The sequence below is a fragment of the Galbibacter orientalis DSM 19592 genome, from assembly GCF_000260115.1.
Lineage (GTDB): Bacteria > Bacteroidota > Bacteroidia > Flavobacteriales > Flavobacteriaceae > Galbibacter > Galbibacter orientalis.
Map to the genome: position 1 here is coordinate 1,048,686 of NZ_JH651379.1, position 22,422 is coordinate 1,071,107.

A 22,422-nucleotide genomic window follows, 5' to 3' on the forward strand; every position below is an offset into this window, starting at 1 on the left:
GTGCTATGGAGGAAATTATAATTGAAGATGGATTTACATTATTGAAGCTTCAAAATGAAGCTCATGATATTCAGCATATTACTAAGCAAATAGATAGTAGTTTTATTCAATTTCACTTCTGCTTAAAAGGGAGTGCTATCTTTCATTTTAATCAAGGAAATTATGCCTTGGACTTAAAAGAGGAGGAAGCATTGATACTTTATAATCCGCAACGGGATTTACCAATTAATCTAGAATTAAATTCTAAAACTTGGTTAATCTCAATATTGATTCCCATAAAAAAGTTTCATTCTTTGTTTTCTTCTGAAGCAAATTATATTCATTTTCTGGATGATGACAATATTGATAAAAAGTATTACAACACCTCTCCAATTACACCTGTAATGTCTGTGGTATTGAGTCAGATGATGAATTATAACCTCCATCAGTCTATAAAAAGTTTGTATTTAAAAGGGAAAGTATACGAGTTGTTAGGTCTTTATTTTAACAAGCCTGAAGATGCAGATATAGAACAGTGCCCTTTTTTAATAGACGAAGATAACGTACGCCGTATTAGAAAAGCAAAAGATATAGTTATTGCCCGAATGGCAGAACCGCCTTCATTACAAGAGCTATCGGATGAGATAGGACTTAATTTAAAACGATTAAAAGAAGGTTTTAAACAAGTTTATGGAGATTCTGTTTATAGTTTTTTATTTGATTATAAAATGGAATATGCTCGTAAGATGCTTGAAACAGGCGACTCTAATGTAAATGAAGTAGGTTTAAAAGTAGGATATAGTACGGCTAGTCATTTTATTGCTGCTTTTAAAAAGAAGTATGGAACTACGCCTAAAAAATATATTATGGCATTAAATCAATAAATTAGAACACAAAACCAACACCAAGAATGAAACATTTATTATTCAGTTTCATCCTACTTATTTTTATAGGATGTAAAGAAAATTCATCAGCAAATAATAAAAGTGAAACTGATTTTGCAATTCAAAAAGAAGAAGTTGCTTCAGAAGAGCATGTTTTAGTATTTACAAAAACAGCAGGTTTTAGACATAAATCTATTGAAGCAGGAGTAGCGTTAATTAAAAAATTAGGAAAAGAAAATCATTTTTATGTAGACCATACCGAAGACTCATTGCAGTTTTCTACAGAGAATTTAAAAAAATATGATATGGTCATGTTTTTGTCTACAACTTTAGATGTTTTAGGCGATGCAGAACAAGATGCTTTTAAAAAATATATTCAACAGGGAGGAAGTTTTATGGGGATTCATGCGGCTTCTGACACCGAATATACCTGGCCTTGGTATGGTAAACTAGTAGGCGCTTACTTTGAAAACCATCCAAGTGGTACGCCAGAGGCAACAATCAAGGTTTTAGATAGAAATCATATCTCCACAAAAATGCTTCCCGAGTCTTGGGTTAGAAAAGATGAATGGTATAATTTTAAAAATATCAATCCAGCTATTCATGTGTTGATGAATTTAGAGGAATCTTCTTATAAAGGAGGAACCAATGGAGAAAACCATCCAATTGCTTGGTACCATGAGTTTGATGGAGGACGCTCTTTTTATACTGGTGGCGGACATTCCATCGAATCTTTTTCTGAGCCATTATTTGTGGAGCACGTATTAGGTGGGATTTTTTATTGTTTAAATAGGAAAAGCTAAGACGAATTTCGTAAAATATGAATTGATAATTTCTATGATACTATAAAAATCTAAACGGGGAAACAGGCATTATAAAAACATCAAAAAGAGTACTTTTGCAAAGTAAATTACCTCGGAATAAGTTGACGAGGTATCAAAAGGAAAAATTAAAAAACATTCCGAAGCAAGCTCTTCGTTAAACTAAGGGCAGACTTTGGAGCATTCAAATCTCGATTATCGGGTAAATATAGATAGTAGCATTCATGAAGGGAGTTTTATTAGTGAATTTGGGTTCTCCAGATTCTACAGATCCAAAAGATGTAAAGAAATATTTAGAAGAATTTCTAATGGACGAACGCGTAATAGATATGCCTTTATGGTTACGTACGTTTATTGTAAAAGGCATTATTTTAAATACGCGACCGAAAAAATCGGCTGCTGCATACCAAAAGATTTGGTGGGAAGAAGGTTCGCCATTAATTGTGCTTTCCGAACGCTTACAAAATAAAGTAGATGCGCTTACGAGTGTGCCGGTAGCTTTGGCTATGCGTTACGGAAACCCTTCTATACATAGTGGTTTGGAGGCTTTAAAAAATGAAGGAGTAGATGAGGTGTTGCTAATTCCTCTCTATCCGCAGTTTGCTATGGCTACTACGGAAACTATTTTGGTGTTGGCAGAAGAAATTCGTCAAAAGCATTTCCCAGAAATGCAGTTTACCAATGTGCCTGCTTTTTATAATCATCCAGATTATATCCGTGTATTGGCAGAGTCTATTCAGGAGAACTTACAAGATAAAGATTGGGAACATGTGTTGTTTTCATACCATGGAGTTCCAGAGCGACACATAAAAAAATCGGATATTACAAAATCTCATTGTAAAATAGATGGACAATGTTGTCAAACGGCATCACCTGCACATCAATTTTGTTATCGTCATCAATGTTACGAAACTACAAGACAAGTTGCCGAATATTTAGAATTAAAAGAAGGAAGTTATACCACTTCTTTTCAATCGCGTTTAGGAATCGATCCTTGGTTACAACCTTTTACAGATAAAACTATTAATAGTTTTCCTGAAAAAGGAATTAAAAAACTTGCTGTAATTACCCCTGCTTTTGTTTCTGATTGTTTAGAAACATTAGAAGAAATTGGAATGGAAGCACGTCATGAATTTAAAGAAAATGGGGGAGAGGAGTTCCATCTAGTTCCTTGTTTAAATGATGATGAGGCATGGATAAAAGTGCTTTCTCGTTGGATTGATGAGTGGGCGCACAATACGGTAACCGCATAGCATAAAATGGCAAAAACAACATCTAAAGAATTAGGGACAGATTCCATTGGAAGGCTGTTGGTAAAACAGGCTGTTCCAGCGTCTATAGGGATTCTGGTAATGTCTCTAAATATATTAGTTGATACTATTTTTGTAGGAAATTGGATTGGCTCTGTGGCCATAGCCGCCATCAATGTAGTGTTGCCTGTTTCTTTTTTTATTGCCGCTTTAGGAATGGCTATTGGAATTGGGGGTTCGTCTATTATTTCAAGGGCATTAGGAGCAGAAGACAGCTCAAAAGCTTTGAAAACCTTTGGGAATCAAATTACATTAACGCTTTTGCTTACCAGTATTTTTGTTGTGGGAGGCTTATATTTTATTGATGGTATTATTCCAAGTTTTGGAGGAAAGGGAGCTATTTTTGAGCCTGCTAAAATCTATTATAAAATTGTATTGTATGGGGTTCCATTTTTAGCACTTTCCATGCTTGGTAATAATGTAATTAGAGCTGAAGGAAAGCCTAAGTTTGCTATGGTGGCAATGATTATTCCATCCTTAGGAAATTTAATTTTTGATTACCTTTTTATCAATGTTTTGGATTACGGAATGGAAGGGGCTGCATGGGCTACTTCGGGGTCGTATATTTGTTGTTTTGTATATATTTTGTGGTTCTTTTTATCGAAAAATTCAGAACTGAAAATTAAATTTACTCACTTCGGATTGAATAAAAATATTGTTACTGAAATAGCTTCTTTGGGAGGCGTTACGCTTGCACGACAAGCAGTGGTAAGTGTTACATATCTGTTTTTGAATAATATTTTATTTGAACTTGGCGGCGCTTCTTCGGTTACCGTTTATGCCATTATTGGACGGATGCTTATGTTTGCATTATTTCCAGTTTTAGGAATTACGCAAGGTTTCTTACCAATTGCAGGGTTTAATTATGGAGCCGAAAAATACCAACGCGTTCGAGAATCTATAAATACAGCCATTAAATACGCTATGATTTTGGGGTTTTTAATTTTTATTTTGATAATGATTTTTCCTGAAACCATTACCAGTATTTTCACCAATGACGGAGAGGTTCTTTCAAAAGCACCAGGAGCAATGCGATGGGTTTTTATGGCTACACCAATTGTGGTTATTCAGCTAATAGGTTCTGCATATTTTCAGGCTATTGGAAAAGCAACTCCAGCCTTGTTGCTTACGTTAACAAGACAGGGTTTTTTCTTTATTCCGCTTATATTAATTTTACCAAATTTTTATGGAGAATTAGGAGTTTGGATTTCATTTCCTATTGCAGATACATTGGCTACTATTGTAACAGGGTATTTTTTAAATAGAGAAATTAAACGGACTTTAAAGGTTACTCCAACCGTAGAGGCTTAGTTATTTGTTAGTACATTTGTTTATAGAAAAGGATATAAAATGGTAGATTATTACAATTACATAAAATCTTTACATTTAATTTTTGTAATCACTTGGTTTGCTGGACTATTTTATATTCCACGTCTTTTTGTATATCAAATAGAAGCTTTTTATAAGCCTTCACCAGAGAAAGAAATTCTAGGAAAGCAACTTAAGTTAATGGCAAAACGTTTGTGGTTTATTATTACTTGGCCTTCTGCTATTCTCGCAGTAATTTTTGCTATTTGGTTGCTTATTTTAGCTCCAGCATTTCTACAGCAAAGCTGGATGCATGTAAAACTACTGTTTGTTTTTTTACTGATTTTATATCATCTAAAAACACATCAAATATTTAAACAACTGCAAGTGGATAATGTAAAATACACTTCTCGTTTTATGCGTATTTGGAATGAAGGTGCAACAATTATCCTTTTTTCAGTAGTTTTTTTAGTGATTCTTAAAAATAGTATTAATTGGATTTTTGGGGTAATAGGAATCTTTTTATTAGCTATATTATTGATGCTTGGGATTAAACTTTACAAAAGAATTCAAGATAAAAATCCGGAGGCATAATAATTTTATAAGGAGTGTTATTGTTCTACAGAAACATCTTCAATAGTATTTTCTCCTTCTACATCGTCAACATGAAGTAGCGCCCGCAACATTGGATCGCTATCTTTTAAGATTTGTTGTTGAGCATTTTCTCCGTATAATTGCTCGGCTAAGGTAGCTTTTATATGCAGTTTTAAATTCTCTCGATATGGGTTTAGATCTATTTGTAGACCTCTATCTTCAGCGTAATAAAGAAAAGCATCTACAGTTTCTTCATCTATGTTTACATTATTTATAAAATCTTCTTCAGAAGTTTCTGCATAAATATCTCGGTTTCTATCAAGGTATTCGAAAACGTAAAACGACATAAATCCAGAATCGAGCATGGTATTAACCCAAGCCTCTTCCTGACTCCCTTCTATTGGCACAAAAACATCAGGAATAATTCCACCACCCCCGTATACAATTTTTCCTTTAGGAGTTTTAAAAATAAGAGAATCTGCTACTTTAATGCTGTCTGCTGAACGAAGTTCTCCATTTTCGTACCTTTTATAAAACTGTTGGTAGTAATCTTTAGTTCCGTTTTCATAAGAGCGTTGAATAGATCTTCCAGTAGGAGTGTAATAGCGAGAAACAGTAAGGCGGACAGACGAACCGTCTCCTAGTCCCATTTCTCGTTGTACGAGTCCCTTTCCAAAAGAACGGCGACCAATAATTGTTCCGCGGTCGTTATCCTGAATCGCTCCAGCAACAATTTCACTAGCAGAAGCAGATTTTTCATTTATCAAAATATATATATCGCCTTCTTCAAAGTCTCCTTTTTTTGAAGCATATGCTTTTTGAATTGCACCACTTTTATTTTTGGTGAATAAAATTAATTTATCGTCCTCCAAAAACTCATCTGCAATTTGCTCTGCAATGCCTAGATAGCCTCCAGGGTTATTTCTTAAATCTAAGGCTAGTTTATCAATCCCTTTTTCTTGAAGTGAATTGAGTGCTTCTTTAAATTCTTTGTAGGTGCTTTCTGCAAAACGATTAATTTTTATGTATCCAAAATTCTCGTTAATCATGTAAAAAGCATCCACACTTTTTAAAGGAACTTCAGACCTTTTTATAGTTAGCGTTACTATTTTATCTTCTGAGGGTCTGTAAATAGTAAGTTTTACATTGGTTTTATTATCCCCTTTTAAAGTGTTTACAATTTCTTGACTGCTAAGTTTTTTTCCATACAAGGTATCGGTATCTGCTACTAAAATTCTATCGCCTGCTTTTACACCTGCTTTTATGCTTGGACCATTTTTTATTGGTTTAATAACGGCTAGCGTGTCTTTGTACATATAAAAGCTTATTCCAACACCAACAAAATCCCCTTTCATACTTTCGGCCACTTTTTCAACTTGTGCCTTTGGGATATATACGGAATGTGGGTCTAGTTTATCCAGAATATTATTAACGGTAACATCTACAATGCTATCGGTATTAACATCGTCTACATATTCGTAGTCAATGTAATCTATTAGTCGATTTAGTTTGTCTTTTTTGGAATTTGTAGAGAAAAGTCTTTCAGGACTATCGTTAAAGTTTAATTTTCCGCCAATAAAAATACCTGCTGCCAAGGCTGCACATATAAATAGTGGCAATAAATAGCTTTTGTTTTTTAACATATGCTCACTCAGTGAGGGTTTATGTTCGAACACATGCCTAATGTTATGAGCAGGTGCGAACGAATTTTATTAATAATTAAAAGGCTTTTAATAAAAACTTATTCTTCTTCTAAATTTTCAAGATGAACCAATTCTACTCCTGCTCTTTCTAAAAATAACAAGCCTTCATCATCTTTATAAGCACGAGTATAAACTACCCTTTTAATTCCAGCTTGATGCACTAATTTGCTACATTCTTTACAAGGAGAAAGTGTTATATATAACGTAGCTCCTTTGCAAGATTGTGTAGACGAGGCTACTTTTAAAATAGCATTGGCTTCTGCATGTAAAACGTACCATTTTGTAAAATGTTCTTCATTTTCGCATTCATTTTCAAATCCTGTTGGTGTTCCGTTATAGCCATCAGAAATTATCATTCTATCCTTTACAATAATTGCGCCAACTTGTTTTCGTTTACAATGAGATAGTTTTCCCCATTCTTGAGCCATTCTTAAGTAGGCACGGTCATATCTTGCTTGCTTTTTTTGAGCCATTCTTTTGCAGTCATTACCTCTATTTTAAGAGGGATAAATAATTCAAGATTAAGGTATATACATAGTGCCAACCATTATGAGCAACTTAATGTATTAATATAGTACATTTCTATTAAATTAAGCGCTAATAGTTATGAGTTAATAGGAAACTACTTTTTTATATAGCCTTTTATTTCGAAACGAAGATAAAGGCTTTGTTGTTTAATTACAATAACAAAGAAGTTAATTTTATCCTATAAAATAGATGTGAAGTTTCTTTAACTGAAAGCACATGAGTTTATTAGCATCGGAATAACAAACCCAACAACGATAGAAGAGATTACCATAATCCAATCTCGTTTATTGAATCTGAAGATAGACTGACAGATAAATCCTAATATCAATACAATTAAAACTACAATAATTTGAGAAGCTTCAATTCCTAAAGCAAATTCCAAAAGCGGAATCATTTTATTAGAAGAACTGGCTACAATTTGTTTAAAATAAGTAGAAAATCCTAATCCGTGAATCAATCCGAAGAATAATGTAGTAAAAAAAGTAAGACCAAATTTTTCTTTTCTTGCTCCCTTCCCAGCAGTAAAAATATTAAATACGGCTGTTACAAATATAGTTACAGGAATTAAACATTCTATTAAATTAGAACTTACAGATACTACGCCATAGGTTGCTAGGATTAGCGAAACGGTATGGCCTACAGTAAACATTGTTACTAACCATAATATTTTTTTCCAATTGGAAAAGGTATAAGGCACTGTTAAGGCTATAAAAAACAGGATATGATCGTATGCGTTTATATCCAGTACATGGTTAAGTCCAAGTTTAAAATAGAACCAAAATTGATCCATAGATTGTAATTAAAGGGTTTTTCAAATTTACTATTATTTTATAAATGGAATTCATTTTTTAAAAAATCCTTTGATATAATATCCTTTTAAGTGTTATAAATTTCTACATACTAAAGCTTTTCAGTTAGATAAAATAATTTATTTAAATTTAGTCTAAATAAAATTGCAGATGATATACTATGATTTTATATTTGCTTTTTATTTAGGATAATTCCTTTTTAATAGGACTCATATTTTTAGCTTGTTTAGCGACTTTGTAAATGAAAGTTTATAAGGTCGCTTTCTAAGTTATTACTCATAAAAGAAATAAAATGGCAAAAAAGAAAACTTACGGCTTTAGAAAGTTTATAAACGATGTACATCTTTGGTTAGGGATAGGAAGTGGAATTGTACTTTTTTTGGTATGCTTTAGCGGAACTTTTTTAGCTTTTGAGCATGAAATCAAAGATTTATTTACTGAAAAAATGGTAGTTACTCCTACCGAAAATGTAAAATCTATTACCGAGTTAACTTCTTTAGTAAAAAATAATGTAGATGGAGAACTTAGTCGTGTTACACTTCCTTCTAATGCTAAGGAACCATATATTTTTACCATAAAAACAAGTCCAAAAGATCGAAGAGGAACTGCATTTTATGTAAATCCTTATACCGCTGAAATTCTAAAAGCACCAAAATCTAGTGCCGATGGTTTTATGATGTTTATGTTTAGAATGCATCGTTGGATTATGCTCGATGTACCCATTGGAAGACCTATTGTTGGAATTGCTACCATTATATTTTTAATACTTTCTGTTACTGGAATTGTGCTTTGGTTTCCTAAAAAAGTAAAATGGAAAAACATGAAAAGTGGTTTTAAAATTAAAATGAATGCGAATTGGAAACGTGTCAACCATGATTTACACAATACATTAGGGTTTTACGCTTGTATTTTTATAGTAATTATGGGGCTAACAGGACTTTGTTGGTCGTTTGAAGGGTATCGAGAAGGTTTAGGGAATTTAATTGGAGCCAAGATTTTTAATCGTGGGGGAGGACCAAAATTAGAAGCAAAAGCCAGTGATGGAGCAACTATTTCCTTAGAAGAAGCAATTGCTATTTCTCAACAAGAGTTTGACTATGAAGGGGACACCCGTATTTCTTTTCCGAATGAAAGAAGTGAGTTTTACAATATAAGTAAAAACAATGCAACATCTTTTTCTCCTGTTACTTCAGATGTTTTAACATTAGATGTGTACGGAAATGTGTTGAACAAAGAATATTTTAATAACAAGCCTTTAAATGTTAGAATAGCCAGCCTAATTAAGCCACTGCATACAGGAGAAATTTTTGGAATGTTTTCTAAAATAATCTATTTTTTAGCCTGTTTAATAGCCACAAGCTTACCCATTACAGGAACTTTAATATGGATTAATAAAATGAAGAAAAAGAAAAAGTAATTAATACCAATACAAAGCTACCAGTACTAGCCATCGGTTTTACTTGTTTTTTAATGAGTTTATCAATTCGTCTTTTATTTTCTTGTTGTAATAATGAAGGGTATAAATTCATTAAAAGATTCACAAGCATAATGATTAGTCCTAATAAGAAACTTTGGGTAAAGCCTTTATAAATGGCAATAATTGAAACAAAAATAAATGCTATTAAGTGACTTATTTCTGCTATAGTCATTTCTTTACGGACTTCTCTTAAATTCATTTTTTTATTTTTCAATGTAATTTTCTGATTGAAGAACTTAAAAAGGGTGTTTTTTACAATCCATTTGAAATATGATAGTCCAATGTTATTATTCAGAGTTTCACTTTCAATAAAATTGAAATTTGATATTTTTTTATAGAATTCAGTTTTTACCAGGATGCTATTAAATAGCATTCCAACTATCCATGATATAAATGATATTGATATTCCAAATACTAAATACTTTATCATGAGTTTTTATGAGTTAATTATAACTTAGATTAATTTCCATTTTTTACTTGCATTTTAATTTCATCTATCAATTCATCATTATAACCATCCCACTTTTCTACAACTGTTCCATTCTGATCAAATAAATAGTATGTTGGTGTTCCATAAACATGATATTTTGTATAGACATTACTATACCTCCCATTTTTGGCATATAAGCTATTCCATGTTAGGTTATTAGATTTGTATTTATCAATCCAATCCTTTTTGTCATTATCAATGTTTACCGTTATAATTTCTAAACTATCACTTTGTTCTTTTGAAAGTTTTTTGATTTCTGGGAGCGCTTTGAAGCACCAGCCGCAATAATTAGAAGAGAATTCTAAAAGAACATATTTATTTTTGAAAAATTCTGAAAAAGGAACTTGTTTTCCATTCTGATTCTCTGCAGTGAAATCATAAAATTTATCTCCTTTTTCTAACGGTTTGTTTTCTAAATAGGTTTTTAAGACTTTGAGATATTTTGAGTTTTTATAATCAGAAGTAAGTTTTGCGATTTGATTTTCTATAAATTTTTTAGAATAATAAGTCTTATAAGTAATAAGCTCTGTAAGAGCATAATCTGAATTTATATTATCCTCGATAAATTTCTTCCTTATTTGATCTGTTTGGTTGTCAATTTTGGTAATAATCCCGTTTTCTCTCGACCAATATGCATTTTGTAAACTATCATTCCATTTTCCTTCTTGTCTTAAGGTAAACATTTTTTGTAATTTTTTGTTTCGCTCTTTATTCAAAGCCCCAGTTTGACTATCAAGGATAGATTTATATTTTTGATATTTTGAACCAGTTATAGTTAAGGCATCTGGAAAATCTTTCTTACTACCAGAAATTTTCACATCTTCATTACCAATAAAAATAAAGGTGCTGCTAAAGTCGTTTGAATTTGACTTAATTTGAATATTGATAGTAGTAGGGGATTCTGCTATAAATCCTATAGAAGTAAACTGATTTTCTCTTAATGTTGTTGAGTCTAGAACCTTACCTGTACTTGTATCTGTGATTTTTACTTTTGAATTTTCTGGAAAACCTTCAAGCTTAGCTGAAATTTTAAAACTATCGTTAGATTTTTGGCAAGATGTAAAGAAAATTATGAGGCTTGAAATTGTTAAGAAAAGAATTTTTTTCATTTTAAATCGGATGGTTTTTTGTATTGTGAATTTTTCAAATAAAACAGTAATATTCCGTGGAACTTGAATTACTTATCAAATCAGAAAAAATCTAAAAGAGGAAATTACATATAATTTCTTTCTCAATTAAGTGTTTTTAAAGATATTAAAATTGAAGAAGAACAATAACTTATGAGAAACTAAGCTTAGTCTTTATATAGTATCTTGTTCACGCTGGCTACGGTTGTTATTTTGCAATTTCTTCTTTTACTATTTGATCTATCCAGTCCGATTTGTTGTCTAATTCAAAATTGGGTTTTATTCCAATATTTTCATATCTGCCATACTTACCAGAACGTTTTGTAGATAACACAACGTTATATTTTAAACAATTTGTTTTAGCTGAAAATGAATTATTTCCATATCCATATGCAACCATTCCTCTTGAATTTTCTCCTGCTATAATAGTTCTTTTGTCTTCTTTTAAAGCCAAGGTGGCTAATTCTGCAGAGCTCCCAGTTTTGAAATTTATTAAAACGTATATTTTTCGGATTGTTTTGTTTCTTTTTAAGGATTTAATTAATGGTTTTAGTTGATTTATAGAGCCGCCACCATTGTTTCTTAAATCAATTATAAGATTTTCTCTAGTTAATTTTTCTAAGTTATTTTCGTAAAAAGTAGCAGCTTCTTTCATTAAACTACTAGTTCTTCTTAAAGTCTTGATTCCAACGTAATCAAAGGAAGAGTTTATTGATTTATAGGTAAAATTATCTTTAAAATTCTTGTTGAAAAAGTAATTATTACTCTTGTTCCAAAACGTTGAATGAATTCTGCCATTTAAGATTTCAATGTTTTTTTGATAGAATAACAAGCCATTTTGAAAATATTCGAAAATCTCGAAATTATTATTGGCTGTTTTTTCAATTCGGAGTCTTATTTTTCCTTTTTTCCACTCCTTTGAATCCGACTTTAGTGTAATTCCATACCAAATAGTATCATTTTCTTTTTGCACTAAAACTTTATCACTTCCAGCATAATAAATCCCCGAAACTTGATCTGTACTTTTTAGTGTAGTATCGATTTCTTTTGAATACGTAGGTACATTTTCAGTAATATTATCTGGGATGAAATAAACCTGATTATGTTTGTCCTCAATAAAGGAAATATACTTTTGTAAATAGCCAACACAAAAGAACTTACTCAAACTATCGTTTGCTATTTCGCGTTTAATTTCTTCTTTCCATACATTGAAATCCGATTCTCTAGCTTCTTTTTTAATTTGTGTTTTATAACTTTTGGAGTTTTTAATAAGCTTGGACATGGTGTCAAGTTCATCAATGCAATTACAATCTTGCCCTTGACTGTAAACTAGACTTATTATAAGGAATAATAAAAGTGGTAAATTCTTTTTAATCATATAAGTGTTTTCAAAATTTTTCTGATAGGGGTTAACATTTAAGAGCAGACTTAATTACGAGTTTAAGCATCTAATTTAGCAAATAGTTATAGAATAGAAAATTAGAGTTATGAATGAAGGTATGAGAGAAAAGATAACAGATAAAAGATTTTAAAGTAGTTTGTAAGGTTGAAAGTTTGTAAAGTAGAAAGGGTAAGGAGTGCGAAGTCTGTAGTAAAAAGTTATGCTGTTAAAAAGAAAAAAACTGCTAATTGAGCACACCCGACTCCCGACTTCGGTCTTCTGACTTTTTCACATCTTCAAATTGACAGATTCATAACTTTGCGCCTCTGTCCCTCTGCCCCTTTGCATCTTTGAGCTTAAAGTTTGTAAAGTAAAAAGTTAATGAGTTAAGAAAAATAAATTTTTTAACAATTAACTACCTAAATCCCCCTTTCTTTCTGAATCTGCTCATAAGCACGTTGTACTTCTTTGAACTTTTCTTCGGCACCTTTTTTAATAGCTTGGTCGTTGCTTCGAACTTTGTCTGGATGGTATTTTTTTACCATTTGTCGGTAGGCAGATTTTACATCTGCATCGCTAGCATTTGGACTAACTTCTAGGATTTTATAGGCATTATCTGCCGCTTCTATAAACATTGCCATAATACTTTCAAAATCGCGATAATGGACTTTTAAATAACCAGCAATTTCTCTAATTTTTAAAGTTTCAGATTGCGTTACTGCACCGTCTGCTTTAGCAATTCCGAAGAGAAAATGAATTAATTGTACGCGAGTTTCGTAACGAGTACGTTGGTTGAGGTATGCACAAATACGTTCCGCAGAAATCTCTCTTTTTTTAACTACTTCATTAAAAGTTCTAAAAACAGCATTGGCTTTATCTTTTCCGTAGGTGGTAACAAAATAAGAACGCACATATTGCAGTTCATTTTCATTTACTTTGCCATCGGCTTTAATTACAATAGAACACAGGGAGAGTAAATTAAGTTCAAAATCGGCCGGAGAAACTTCTTTTCTATCATTAAAAACAGTTTCTACATTAATGCCTCCATTTTTAAAACTGTCAATTACACTTCCTATAATAAAACCAATAATAGCTCCAGGGAATCTCAAAAAAAAGTATCCACCAAAGGCAAGAATCCATTTAAACATATGTTGTTTTTTGTCTTAATTATCAATAAATACACAGAGGTATTTAATAGAAAGTTCAAATATAAGTTTAATTTGTTTTTAAGTAAAGAATCGGCTTTGTAGTTTGAAGAATTAAGCAGTTTCCTTCGAATTTTTTAAGTGGATACCTCAAGATAGTAGATTGTAATTGTAAGTAAATTCCTTTTTTACTGAATGGGGCGCAAAGTGTATGTTTTTATTTATCTTTGCGACAAAGAATTATAACTGAAATAAAAATTTAAAAATATAGCGATTATGTATCCAGCAGAATTAGTAAAACCAATGAAAGAAGACCTAGTTGTAGCAGGTTTTGAAGAGTTGCACACTCCTGCAGATGTAGATGCTGCCATGGACAAAAAGGGGACTACACTTGTTGTAGTAAATTCGGTTTGTGGTTGTGCGGCTGCCAATGCAAGACCAGGTGCTAAAATGAGTTTGAAAAATGCTAAAACTCCAGATAATTTATATACTGTTTTTGCAGGTTTTGATAAAGAAGCAACAGATCAAGCAAGAGGTTATATGTTACCATTTCCTCCGTCTTCACCATGTATGGCGTTGTTTAAAGATGGAGAATTAGTGCATATGTTAGAAAGACACCATATTGAAGGGCGTCCTGCAGAAATTATTGCAGACAATCTTACAGAAGCGTATAATGAGCACTGCTAAATTATAGCAAATGTTTTAAGTAATTTAAGACTTTAAAAGACCACGTTTATGCGTGGTTTTTTTATTTTTGCTGAACACTTTAAGCCTAATGTTGTGGAAAAAAGAATACTGTTTCTATGTACAGGAAATTACTATCGGAGTAGGTTTGCAGAAATTCTATTTAACTATTTAGCGGAAAAACAAGAGTTGCCTTACAAAGCGTTCTCTAAAGGCTTACGTTTATCAAAACGAAATAAAGGGCCACTTTCTGTGTATACTGAAGATTATTTAACTACTCTTGATATAAATATATCGGGACATCTTAGAATGCCAATTCCAGTTTCAAGTGATGATTTTGAGTATTACCACCAAATTATTGCAATGGATGAAAAAGAACATCGTGCTTTAATGAAAACGTATTTTCCGGCAGCGGAGGATAACATAGAGTATTGGTCGTTTGCCGACGATTATATAGAAGCTCCAGCGCAAGTATTGCCAAAATTAGAAGGAAAAGTTCGTAATTTTGTAGCGCATTTAAAAAAAGAATAGTTGAGGTTTTACAACTCGGATAGCGTATAATTAATTTAAGACTGTATTGAAGTTGTAACTTAGTATATCAAGCAAAATTTTATAATATATTCTCGAGATTCTTCGGGAACTTAGTGAAAGAATAATTATTTCTGAAAATTAGAATGAGAAAGATTTTAGCATATCCACTTACAGTTATCTATTTTATTTTCTTCGGACTTATATTGGTGATTTTTCATCCAATCCAATGGTTTTGTTTTAATGTTTTTGGATACCAAGCCCATAAAAAAAGCGTTGATGCCCTTAATTACTGTTTAACATATTCGCTCTTGCTTTTAGGAAATAGAGTGAGCTTTAGAAATAAGTATAAAATAGCTACCGATAAACCTTGTATTGTTGTTGCCAATCATCAAAGTATGTATGATATATCTCCTATTATTTGGAATATGCGTAATCATCACCCAAAGTTTATCAGTAAAAAAGAACTAGGGAAAGGGATTCCTAGTATTTCATATAATTTGAGACATGGTGGTTCTGCTTTAATCGACAGAAAAGATAGAGATCAAGCCTTAAAAGCCATTATTAACCTTGCTAATTACGCAAAGGAGAATAACCGTTCGGTAGTTATATTTCCTGAAGGAACCCGTAGTAGAGATGGGAAGCCTAAGCCTTTTCAAACGGGCGGATTAAAAATATTATTGAAAAAACTACCCGATGCTCAAGTTGTGCCTATTTCTATAAATAATTCATGGAAAACCCTTCGTTATGGAAAATTCCCAATGGGGATAGGGGCGCATTTAACTTTTGATGTGCATGAGCCAATGGGAGCTAGAGACCTTCCGTTGGAAGAACTTATCGCTAAAATAGAAACCACAATTAGTAGTAATATTAATTATTAATAAGGAACTCGTTTAATGAAAAATACCGATGTAATAGAGCAGACTATTGCTTTTGTAAAAGAAACCTTGAAAGATGCTGAAGGCGGACACGATTGGTTTCATATTCAAAGAGTTTTTAAAAATTCACTTTTAATAGCTAAAGATGAGACTAAAGCAGATCCTCTAGTGGTGGGGCTTGGTGCTTTATTGCACGACATTGCCGATGCTAAATTTTACAATGGGGATGAAACAGTAGGACCTAAAATAGCAAGTACATTCTTGAAAAGTATTAATGTGGAGGAAGCTATAATTGAACATGTAATTAATATTATCGAAAATATATCTTTTAAGGGAGGTAATTTTGAGCAGAAATTCAACTCTTTGGAGTTAGATATTGTCCAAGATGCAGATAGATTGGATGCTATAGGTGCTATTGGTATTGCCAGATGTTTTAACTATGGAGGATTTAAAAACCGTAAACTATATGATCCTGCCATTCCTCCAAAGTTGAATATGACTAGAGAGGAGTACAAAAAAAATGACGCTCCAACGATTAACCATTTCTATGAAAAGCTTTTATTGCTAAAGGATAAAATGAATACCAAATCGGGAAAAAAATTAGCTCAAAAGCGCCATGACTACATGGAAACGTTTTTAAAGCAATTTTACGATGAAGTAAATGGTGTTGTTTAGTTCGATCTACACTTATCCATAAATATTTAGTGATTTATGGGAGTGTTTTATCTAAAAGAGCAAAGTCGATAAATTTATTTCGACTTTGCTCCTAAAGACAAATATTATTATTTTCCAGGGAAGTTTGCTTTTCTTTTTTCTAAAAAAGCGGTAGTTCCTTCTTTGAAATCGTCAGTTCCAAAACATTCTCCAAACGATTCTATTTCTTTTTTGTAACCATTGTTGTTGTAGCCAGCATTTATAGAATTAATAGCAGCTGCAATAGCTACGGGAGAATTGTTTATAATTTTTGTAGCTATTTTTTTACAACAAGGAATTAGGAGTTCTTGCGCCACCATTTGGTTAATTAATCCAGACATTAACGCTTGTTCTGTGCCAATCATGCCTGCGGTTAAAATCATTTCCATGGCACGTCCTTTTCCAACTAGTTGAGGAAGGCGTTGTGTACCTCCATATCCTGGAATTACTCCTAAAGAGGTTTCTGGCAATCCCATACGTGCATGATCGCTTGCTATTCTAAAATGGCATGCCATAGCCAATTCTAATCCGCCTCCTAAGGCAAAACCATTAATGGCAGCAATTACTGGAGTTTGCATTCTTTCTACCTGATTGAATAGCAATTCTTGTCCTTTAGCGGCAAGTTGAGAGCCTTCGTAAACCGAATAATTAGCAAACTCGGCAATATCTGCACCTGCAACAAAAGCTTTTTCTCCAGCACCAGTAATAATAATTACTCGTACGTCTTCATCTTCATCTAAATCTTTAAATGCATGATGGAGTTCTTCAATAGTAGCTTTATTTAATGCATTTAGTTTTTTTGGTCTGTTGATGGTAATTAAACCAATTTGGTCTTCAATTTCAATCAAAATGTTTTCAAAATCCATAGCTGTTTTTTTTTATTCAGAATGCGACTTAAATTTAGGAAAAGAAACTGTAAAAACAGTGCCTTTATCTAAAACAGACGACATACATATATGTCCGTTATACGTTTCTACAATATTTTTTACCATACCTAAACCTAATCCCATACCGCTAGTTTTGGTAGTAAATTTAGGTTCGAATATTTTTTCTTGATTTTCTTCAGCAATCCCAATCCCATTATCGGCAATAGAAATTTTTATAGTATCTTTTTCAGAATATACGTTTACAACAATTTTACCTTCTCTGTCTTCTGGAATTGCTTGAATAGCATTTTTAACTAAATTGGTAATAACTCTTATGAGTTGTGTACGGTCTAGTTTGGCAGTAATTTCTTTTTCATCAGCAATAAAACTTATATAGTCTTCATTAAAAATATCTACAGAAAGTCTAACCACTTCAATAACGTTGAGGGTTTCATTTTGTTGGGCTGGCATATTTGCAAAACTTCCAAAAGCAGAAGCAATATTGCTCATAGTATCGATTTGCTGAATAAGGGTTTTGGAGAATTCTTCTATTTTATGTTTTGCATTTTCATCGTTGGGGTCAAATTTACGTTGGAAACTCTGGACACTTAATCGCATTGGAGTAAGCGGATTTTTAATTTCGTGCGCTACTTGTTTAGCCATTTCTCGCCAAGCTTGCTCTCTTTCGCTTTTTGCCAAAAGAGTGGCGCTATTTTCCAACTCGTCAATCATGCCATTATAAGCATCTACTAAGGCGCCGATTTCTTCACTTGGGTCGTCCAAATAAATTTTTTGATTACGTCTGCTAAGTCTAGTTTGATATAATTTCTCACTAATAGCTTTTAAGGAACGGGTAATATATTTTGAAATAATATAGGCTAGCATAACTGCCAAAACCAACAATAAAATATAGACAGCAGCTAAGCGAAGTAAGAATTCTTTTAACTCATCGGTATTAAAGGTGTCGTCCTCGTAATAGGGAATGTGGAGAATTCCGATAGGTTTGAATTTAGGATCTAAAATATAGCTGTAAGACGATTGAAATCTGTCTCCCGCAGCTTTTGTTTTTTCTACATATCGTTTGGTTATACTCGATGATAAACCATGAATTATTGCTTGGTCTAGCTTGCCATAATCATTGGCTGCTTCAATTCTAGGCTTGGAACTTATAATGAGATTTCCTTCGAGATCGTATACATTAAAATTAATATCTAATACATCAGACGCCTCGTAAATAGCATGTTTGTACTCTAAAATATACTTTAAATTCTCCGTCTTTACTTCCCAAGTGGTATTTTTTAAGATATAATCAATTTGAGCGTTAAGTTGGTCTTCTTTACGTTGGAGGTATTCTTTGTGGTAATCTTCTGCCTGATCTTTGTACTGAAATATTGTTACCCCTGCAATGAGTACAGAAGCTAAAATCACTATAAAAATCATAGTGATAAAAATGCGAGTACGAAGCGATAATTTATTGTACACAGACTAAATTTTTCCTCATGGATTAGTTTAAAAATGCAATTACTGAAACTAATTTCACCCTAAATATAACAATAATTACGCCAAGAAATAGCCCTTGTAAAGCGTGTCTTTTGTTTTATTGCTGAAGTTTTAAAAATGAAGCGTTTATTCTGCTATTTTATCGTGTACTTTAGTGTGCTTTCCGCCGTTCCAAACAGTTAAAATATCGGTACCTACTTGAGCGCCACTTCCTGCGGCAATAGTAAACTGACTGCGCCCACCAGCTAGCGTTCCAGCTACATACAATCCTTCTGTAATTAAATGATTGTTGTTTTTAAGTTGGATTCTATTTTTATCAGCAGGACTTAAAGCATGTGGTTCTATGTAGTGTTTCAAACCATCTATGTCAAACATATCGGTATATCCCAATGCAACTACTATAATCTTAGCTTCGTAACTTTTTTTATTGGTAATAACGGTATAAATCCCTTTTTTTTCTTCAACAGAAAGAACTTTTTCATTTTCAATTTGAAGAACTTCTGGGTATAAATTAGCAAGTTGTTCTTTACCTTCCTTTAAAATTTGTGCTCCTGTAGTTCCTGGTGCAATACCTAAAACATTATTAAACAAAGCCGATTGTAGGTGAGATGCTTTTTGATGCATTACAATACCTACTTTTTTATCTTTTGCATAGGGGGCTTTTTTTGCAGAACCCAGTACAAGCGCACATTGCATTCCAGCAGCTCCACCTCCAATAATTAAAGCGTCTAACATTACTCTTTTTCTTTAACTTTTTGCTGAATTTTTTTTGACTGATAAAAAATCATTAATAGTAGGATAGCGCAAAATGCAGCTATAATTCCAATTACAGCAATAAGACTATCTCCAGCAAAAGGATTATTTAGATCCAACATTGTTACGTTAAACCCTATCATGGCTACTGCAACTAAAATAAGTATAATTGTTAAAGCTTTCATCCGAAGTGAGATTTGAAATATTTTAATTTAAAATAAACCTGTTACGTTACTAGCAAATAACTTAACAGAAATGGCTAGCAAAATTACACCAAAAATTTTACGAATCACAGCCAATCCAGATTTACCTAGAATCTTTCCAATTCTGCTAGAAGATTTTAGCACAGCATATACTATAATTATATTGATAATAATAGCCAAAATAATATTTTCTACATGGTATTCTGCTCGTAAAGATAATAAGGTTGTCATTGTTCCAGCTCCAGCAATTAAAGGGAATGCTAGCGGTACAATAGAAGCAGTTTCTGGAGCATCATCTTTATAAAGGGAGATTCCTAAAATCATTTCTATAGCTAAAAAGAACAGGATAAAAGAACCTGCTACCGCAAAAGAATTGACATCAATCCCAATAAGTTTTAAAATCTCTTCTCCAATAAATAGGAAAGCAATCATAATAACAGCAGCAACAATAGAAGCTTTTTCAGATTGAATATGACCTACTTTATTCCTTAAGTCTACTATAATTGGCACATTTCCAACAATATCGATAACTGCGAAAAGGATCATTCCGGCAGTAGCTATTTCTTTGATGCTAAAATTCATTTCTTACAGATTTTGAAAATCGCTGCAAAGCTATAAATAACTAATTGATTTATAGTGGTAAAATAGATTAAAAAATAGCGAATTTTTTTACACTTTCAGCCCATCAAAAATGGTATATTTGCAGCATGTTTCAATTAGGAAAAACCATAGTATCCGAAGAGATTTTGGAGAACGATTTTGTATGCAACCTGTCGGCTTGCAAAGGTGCTTGTTGTGTAGATGGAGAGGCGGGAGCCCCAGTAGAAGATGAGGAAACGAAAATCTTAGAAGAGATTTTCCCTAAGGTAAAACCTTTTTTACGCAAAGAAGGCATTGAAGCTATTGAGCGCGATGGAACCTTTGTAAAAGGGGAAGATGGAGAGTGGGAAACGCCTTTGGTAAATGGAAGTGAATGTGCATATGTTACTTTTTCCGACAATGGAACTGCCTTGTGCGGTATTGAACAGGCATATAATGCGGGAGAAGTTTCTTGGAAAAAACCAATTTCTTGCTATCTATATCCTGTTAGAATAAAACAATATCAAGAGTTTGCTGCTGTGAATTATCATAAATGGCATATTTGTGATGATGCTTGTTCTCTAGGAAAAGAACTTCAAGTGCCTGTATACAAATTTGTAAAAGATGCTTTGATTGAAAAATTTGGAGAAGCATGGTATTCAGAATTAGAAGAAGTAGCCAAAGATTTGGGGCATTAATCTCTTGTGGATATTTTTAAATTCCTGAACTTTGTTGTTAGCTTATTTTGAGGTGGTTAATTTTAGACAATATATTTTGACTAATTACTTAAAAAGTTTCTTACATTTTCTAAACAGGCTATTATATTTTTTCATAATTTTTATTTCAGAAAAAGTATTTAAAATTCAATTTTTTTTACAGCACCTCTAGCGTTATTTTTATGTTGCTGAAAGTCATTGGTTTAATGTTTTTGGCTGATTATCGCAACATTGCAAAATATTCTAACGTTGTTTTTTGTTTAAAAAATGCTTATTTCAACAAATTGATTAACAATGCCTTAACATCCCTTTGTTTATCAGCGCTTAACATACATTTCAACAGTGCATGTTAAAAACTTTTAAAATTATTAATGTTAATAACCTTTCAATTTCGCCGTCATTTTTCAATCTTTGTTAGTCCCAGGTCACAAGAAATTTTCAAATAATAAAACGCTTAAAATCAGTAAGAAATGTCAACAGCTATAGAACCAATTTTACAAGAGAACAAAGACAGATTTGTTATTTTTCCAATTCAACACCACGATATCTGGGAATGGTATAAAAAACAAGAAGCATGTTTTTGGACTGCTGAGGAAATTGATTTACACCAAGATTTAACAGATTGGAATAATAAGTTAAATGATGATGAGCGTTATTTTATAAAACATATTCTAGCGTTTTTTGCAGCATCAGATGGAATTGTAAATGAAAATTTAGCAGAGAATTTTGTAAATGAAGTGCAATATTCTGAAGCTAAATTCTTTTATGGCTTCCAGATTATGATGGAAAATATTCATTCAGAAACATATTCATTGTTAATTGACACTTATGTGAAGAATGAAAAAGAAAAAGGACAACTTTTTAAAGCAATTGAAAACTTTCCTGCAATTAAGAAAAAAGCAGATTGGGCTTTAAAATGGATTGAGTCTCCAAGTTTTGCAGAACGATTAATTGCCTTTGCTGCTGTTGAGGGAATTTTCTTTTCTGGAGCTTTCTGTTCTATTTTCTGGTTGAAAAAACGTGGTCTAATGCCAGGATTAACATTTTCAAACGAATTAATTTCTCGTGACGAAGGGATGCATTGCGACTTTGCAGTTCATCTTCACAATACACACTTGAAGAATAAAGTAAGCAAGGAACGTATTAAAGAAATTATTGTTGAAGCATTAGACATCGAAAGAGAGTTTATTACCGAATCCCTCCCTGCAAGTTTAATTGGAATGAATGCTAAATTAATGACTCAGTATTTGGAATTTGTTACCGATAGACTTCTAGTAGAAATGGAATGTGAGAAAATTTATAATTCTACCAATCCTTTTGATTTTATGGATATGATTTCGCTTCAAGGAAAAACTAATTTCTTTGAAAAAAGAGTTTCAGAATACCAAAAAGCGGGAGTTTTAAGCAAAGATGACGAAGATCAGAAAATAAGCTTCGACGCAGATTTTTAAACAACGATATATTTA

General features: G+C 32.3%; 24 protein-coding genes. 12 read left to right on the forward strand and 12 right to left on the reverse strand.

The window, feature by feature from the left end:
- Nucleotides 1–5: 5 nt before the first annotated feature.
- The 5 genes from JOOMADRAFT_RS04745 (at nt 6) to JOOMADRAFT_RS04765 (ending at nt 4,896) form a co-directional block, all read left to right on the forward strand.
- Nucleotides 6–863, forward strand: a complete 858-nt coding sequence (locus JOOMADRAFT_RS04745) for an AraC family transcriptional regulator (protein WP_008611671.1) — start codon at nt 6–8, stop codon at nt 861–863.
- A 26-nt stretch (nt 864–889) separates the two neighbouring features.
- Nucleotides 890–1,666: a ThuA domain-containing protein gene (locus JOOMADRAFT_RS04750; protein ID WP_008611672.1), complete on the forward strand. Its 777-nt coding sequence runs from the start codon at nt 890–892 to the stop codon at nt 1,664–1,666.
- 242 nt (nt 1,667–1,908) lie between these two features.
- Nucleotides 1,909–2,937 carry a ferrochelatase gene (gene hemH / locus JOOMADRAFT_RS04755; protein ID WP_008611673.1) on the forward strand — a complete coding sequence of 343 codons (1,029 nt, stop codon included), beginning with the start codon at nt 1,909–1,911 and terminating at the stop codon, nt 2,935–2,937.
- Nucleotides 2,938–2,943: 6 nt separating this feature from the next.
- Nucleotides 2,944–4,305 carry an MATE family efflux transporter gene (locus JOOMADRAFT_RS04760; protein WP_008611674.1) on the forward strand — a complete coding sequence of 454 codons (1,362 nt, stop codon included), beginning with the start codon at nt 2,944–2,946 and terminating at the stop codon, nt 4,303–4,305.
- Nucleotides 4,306–4,344: 39 nt separating this feature from the next.
- Complete coding sequence (locus JOOMADRAFT_RS04765; protein ID WP_008611679.1) at nt 4,345–4,896, forward strand: CopD family protein; 552 nt, start codon at nt 4,345–4,347, stop codon at nt 4,894–4,896.
- A gap of 17 nt (nt 4,897–4,913) precedes the next feature.
- Here the strand turns inward: JOOMADRAFT_RS04765 and JOOMADRAFT_RS04770 are convergent, their stop codons facing one another.
- The 3 genes from JOOMADRAFT_RS04770 to JOOMADRAFT_RS04780 all read right to left on the reverse strand — a co-directional run bounded on the left by JOOMADRAFT_RS04770 (nt 4,914) and on the right by JOOMADRAFT_RS04780 (nt 7,917).
- Nucleotides 4,914–6,539 carry a S41 family peptidase gene (locus JOOMADRAFT_RS04770; protein ID WP_008611681.1) on the reverse strand — a complete coding sequence of 542 codons (1,626 nt, stop codon included), beginning with the start codon at nt 6,537–6,539 and terminating at the stop codon, nt 4,914–4,916.
- A gap of 98 nt (nt 6,540–6,637) precedes the next feature.
- Nucleotides 6,638–7,072 (reverse strand): deoxycytidylate deaminase, encoded by a 435-nt coding sequence (locus JOOMADRAFT_RS04775; protein WP_008611682.1) that lies wholly within the window; start codon nt 7,070–7,072, stop codon nt 6,638–6,640.
- 257 nt (nt 7,073–7,329) lie between these two features.
- The gene (locus tag JOOMADRAFT_RS04780; protein ID WP_008611683.1) at nt 7,330–7,917 is read right to left on the reverse strand and encodes a HupE/UreJ family protein; all 588 of its coding nucleotides are present in this window, start codon (nt 7,915–7,917) and stop codon (nt 7,330–7,332) included.
- Between the two features lie 311 nt (nt 7,918–8,228).
- Between JOOMADRAFT_RS04780 and JOOMADRAFT_RS04785 the strand changes: the two genes are divergently transcribed.
- Nucleotides 8,229–9,353, forward strand: a complete 1,125-nt coding sequence (locus tag JOOMADRAFT_RS04785; protein ID WP_008611685.1) for a PepSY-associated TM helix domain-containing protein — start codon at nt 8,229–8,231, stop codon at nt 9,351–9,353.
- Here the strand turns inward: JOOMADRAFT_RS04785 and JOOMADRAFT_RS04790 are convergent.
- The 4 genes from JOOMADRAFT_RS04790 to JOOMADRAFT_RS04805 form a co-directional block, all read right to left on the reverse strand.
- Complete coding sequence (locus JOOMADRAFT_RS04790; protein ID WP_008611687.1) at nt 9,325–9,843, reverse strand: glycosyl-4,4'-diaponeurosporenoate acyltransferase CrtO family protein; 519 nt, start codon at nt 9,841–9,843, stop codon at nt 9,325–9,327. The genes JOOMADRAFT_RS04785 and JOOMADRAFT_RS04790 overlap by 29 nt on opposite strands.
- 29 nt (nt 9,844–9,872) lie before the next feature.
- Complete coding sequence (locus JOOMADRAFT_RS04795) at nt 9,873–11,012, reverse strand: TlpA disulfide reductase family protein (RefSeq protein WP_008611688.1); 1,140 nt, start codon at nt 11,010–11,012, stop codon at nt 9,873–9,875.
- Between the two features lie 226 nt (nt 11,013–11,238).
- Nucleotides 11,239–12,408, reverse strand: a complete 1,170-nt coding sequence (locus JOOMADRAFT_RS04800) for a S41 family peptidase (protein WP_008611690.1) — start codon at nt 12,406–12,408, stop codon at nt 11,239–11,241.
- Between the two features lie 422 nt (nt 12,409–12,830).
- The gene (locus JOOMADRAFT_RS04805; protein ID WP_008611691.1) at nt 12,831–13,559 is read right to left on the reverse strand and encodes a TerB family tellurite resistance protein; all 729 of its coding nucleotides are present in this window, start codon (nt 13,557–13,559) and stop codon (nt 12,831–12,833) included.
- A gap of 273 nt (nt 13,560–13,832) precedes the next feature.
- Here JOOMADRAFT_RS04805 and JOOMADRAFT_RS04810 point away from each other — a divergent pair, with 273 nt between their 5' ends.
- The 4 genes from JOOMADRAFT_RS04810 (at nt 13,833) to JOOMADRAFT_RS04825 (ending at nt 16,321) form a co-directional block, all read left to right on the forward strand.
- Nucleotides 13,833–14,243: a BrxA/BrxB family bacilliredoxin gene (locus tag JOOMADRAFT_RS04810; protein WP_008611692.1), complete on the forward strand. Its 411-nt coding sequence runs from the start codon at nt 13,833–13,835 to the stop codon at nt 14,241–14,243.
- Between the two features lie 48 nt (nt 14,244–14,291).
- Nucleotides 14,292–14,771 carry an arsenate-mycothiol transferase ArsC gene (locus JOOMADRAFT_RS04815; protein ID WP_008611693.1) on the forward strand — a complete coding sequence of 160 codons (480 nt, stop codon included), beginning with the start codon at nt 14,292–14,294 and terminating at the stop codon, nt 14,769–14,771.
- A 143-nt stretch (nt 14,772–14,914) separates the two neighbouring features.
- On the forward strand, nt 14,915–15,649 hold the full coding sequence (locus JOOMADRAFT_RS04820) for a lysophospholipid acyltransferase family protein (RefSeq protein WP_008611694.1): 735 nt from the start codon (nt 14,915–14,917) through the stop codon (nt 15,647–15,649).
- Between the two features lie 15 nt (nt 15,650–15,664).
- Nucleotides 15,665–16,321: an HD domain-containing protein gene (locus tag JOOMADRAFT_RS04825; RefSeq protein WP_008611695.1), complete on the forward strand. Its 657-nt coding sequence runs from the start codon at nt 15,665–15,667 to the stop codon at nt 16,319–16,321.
- A gap of 107 nt (nt 16,322–16,428) precedes the next feature.
- On the opposite strand, the gene JOOMADRAFT_RS04830 is transcribed toward JOOMADRAFT_RS04825, so the two are convergent.
- The 5 genes from JOOMADRAFT_RS04830 to JOOMADRAFT_RS04850 all read right to left on the reverse strand — a co-directional run bounded on the left by JOOMADRAFT_RS04830 (nt 16,429) and on the right by JOOMADRAFT_RS04850 (nt 20,243).
- Complete coding sequence (locus tag JOOMADRAFT_RS04830) at nt 16,429–17,205, reverse strand: enoyl-CoA hydratase/isomerase family protein (protein WP_008611696.1); 777 nt, start codon at nt 17,203–17,205, stop codon at nt 16,429–16,431.
- A gap of 12 nt (nt 17,206–17,217) precedes the next feature.
- Complete coding sequence (locus JOOMADRAFT_RS04835) at nt 17,218–18,645, reverse strand: ATP-binding protein (RefSeq protein WP_040879545.1); 1,428 nt, start codon at nt 18,643–18,645, stop codon at nt 17,218–17,220.
- Between the two features lie 186 nt (nt 18,646–18,831).
- On the reverse strand, nt 18,832–19,440 hold the full coding sequence (locus JOOMADRAFT_RS04840) for an FAD-dependent oxidoreductase (RefSeq protein WP_008611698.1): 609 nt from the start codon (nt 19,438–19,440) through the stop codon (nt 18,832–18,834).
- Nucleotides 19,440–19,643 (reverse strand): hypothetical protein, encoded by a 204-nt coding sequence (locus tag JOOMADRAFT_RS04845; protein WP_008611699.1) that lies wholly within the window; start codon nt 19,641–19,643, stop codon nt 19,440–19,442. The genes JOOMADRAFT_RS04840 and JOOMADRAFT_RS04845 overlap by 1 nt, the downstream gene beginning before the upstream one ends.
- Nucleotides 19,644–19,670: 27 nt before the next feature.
- Complete coding sequence (locus JOOMADRAFT_RS04850) at nt 19,671–20,243, reverse strand: MarC family protein (RefSeq protein WP_008611700.1); 573 nt, start codon at nt 20,241–20,243, stop codon at nt 19,671–19,673.
- Nucleotides 20,244–20,368: 125 nt separating this feature from the next.
- Between JOOMADRAFT_RS04850 and JOOMADRAFT_RS04855 the strand changes: the two genes are divergently transcribed.
- Both JOOMADRAFT_RS04855 and JOOMADRAFT_RS04860 read left to right on the forward strand, forming a co-directional pair.
- The gene (locus JOOMADRAFT_RS04855) at nt 20,369–20,938 is read left to right on the forward strand and encodes a DUF3109 family protein (protein WP_008611701.1); all 570 of its coding nucleotides are present in this window, start codon (nt 20,369–20,371) and stop codon (nt 20,936–20,938) included.
- 488 nt (nt 20,939–21,426) lie between these two features.
- Entirely contained in the window at nt 21,427–22,407 is a 981-nt protein-coding gene (locus JOOMADRAFT_RS04860; protein WP_008611702.1) for a ribonucleotide-diphosphate reductase subunit beta, read from the forward strand.
- The last annotated feature ends 15 nt before the right edge of the window (nt 22,408–22,422 follow it).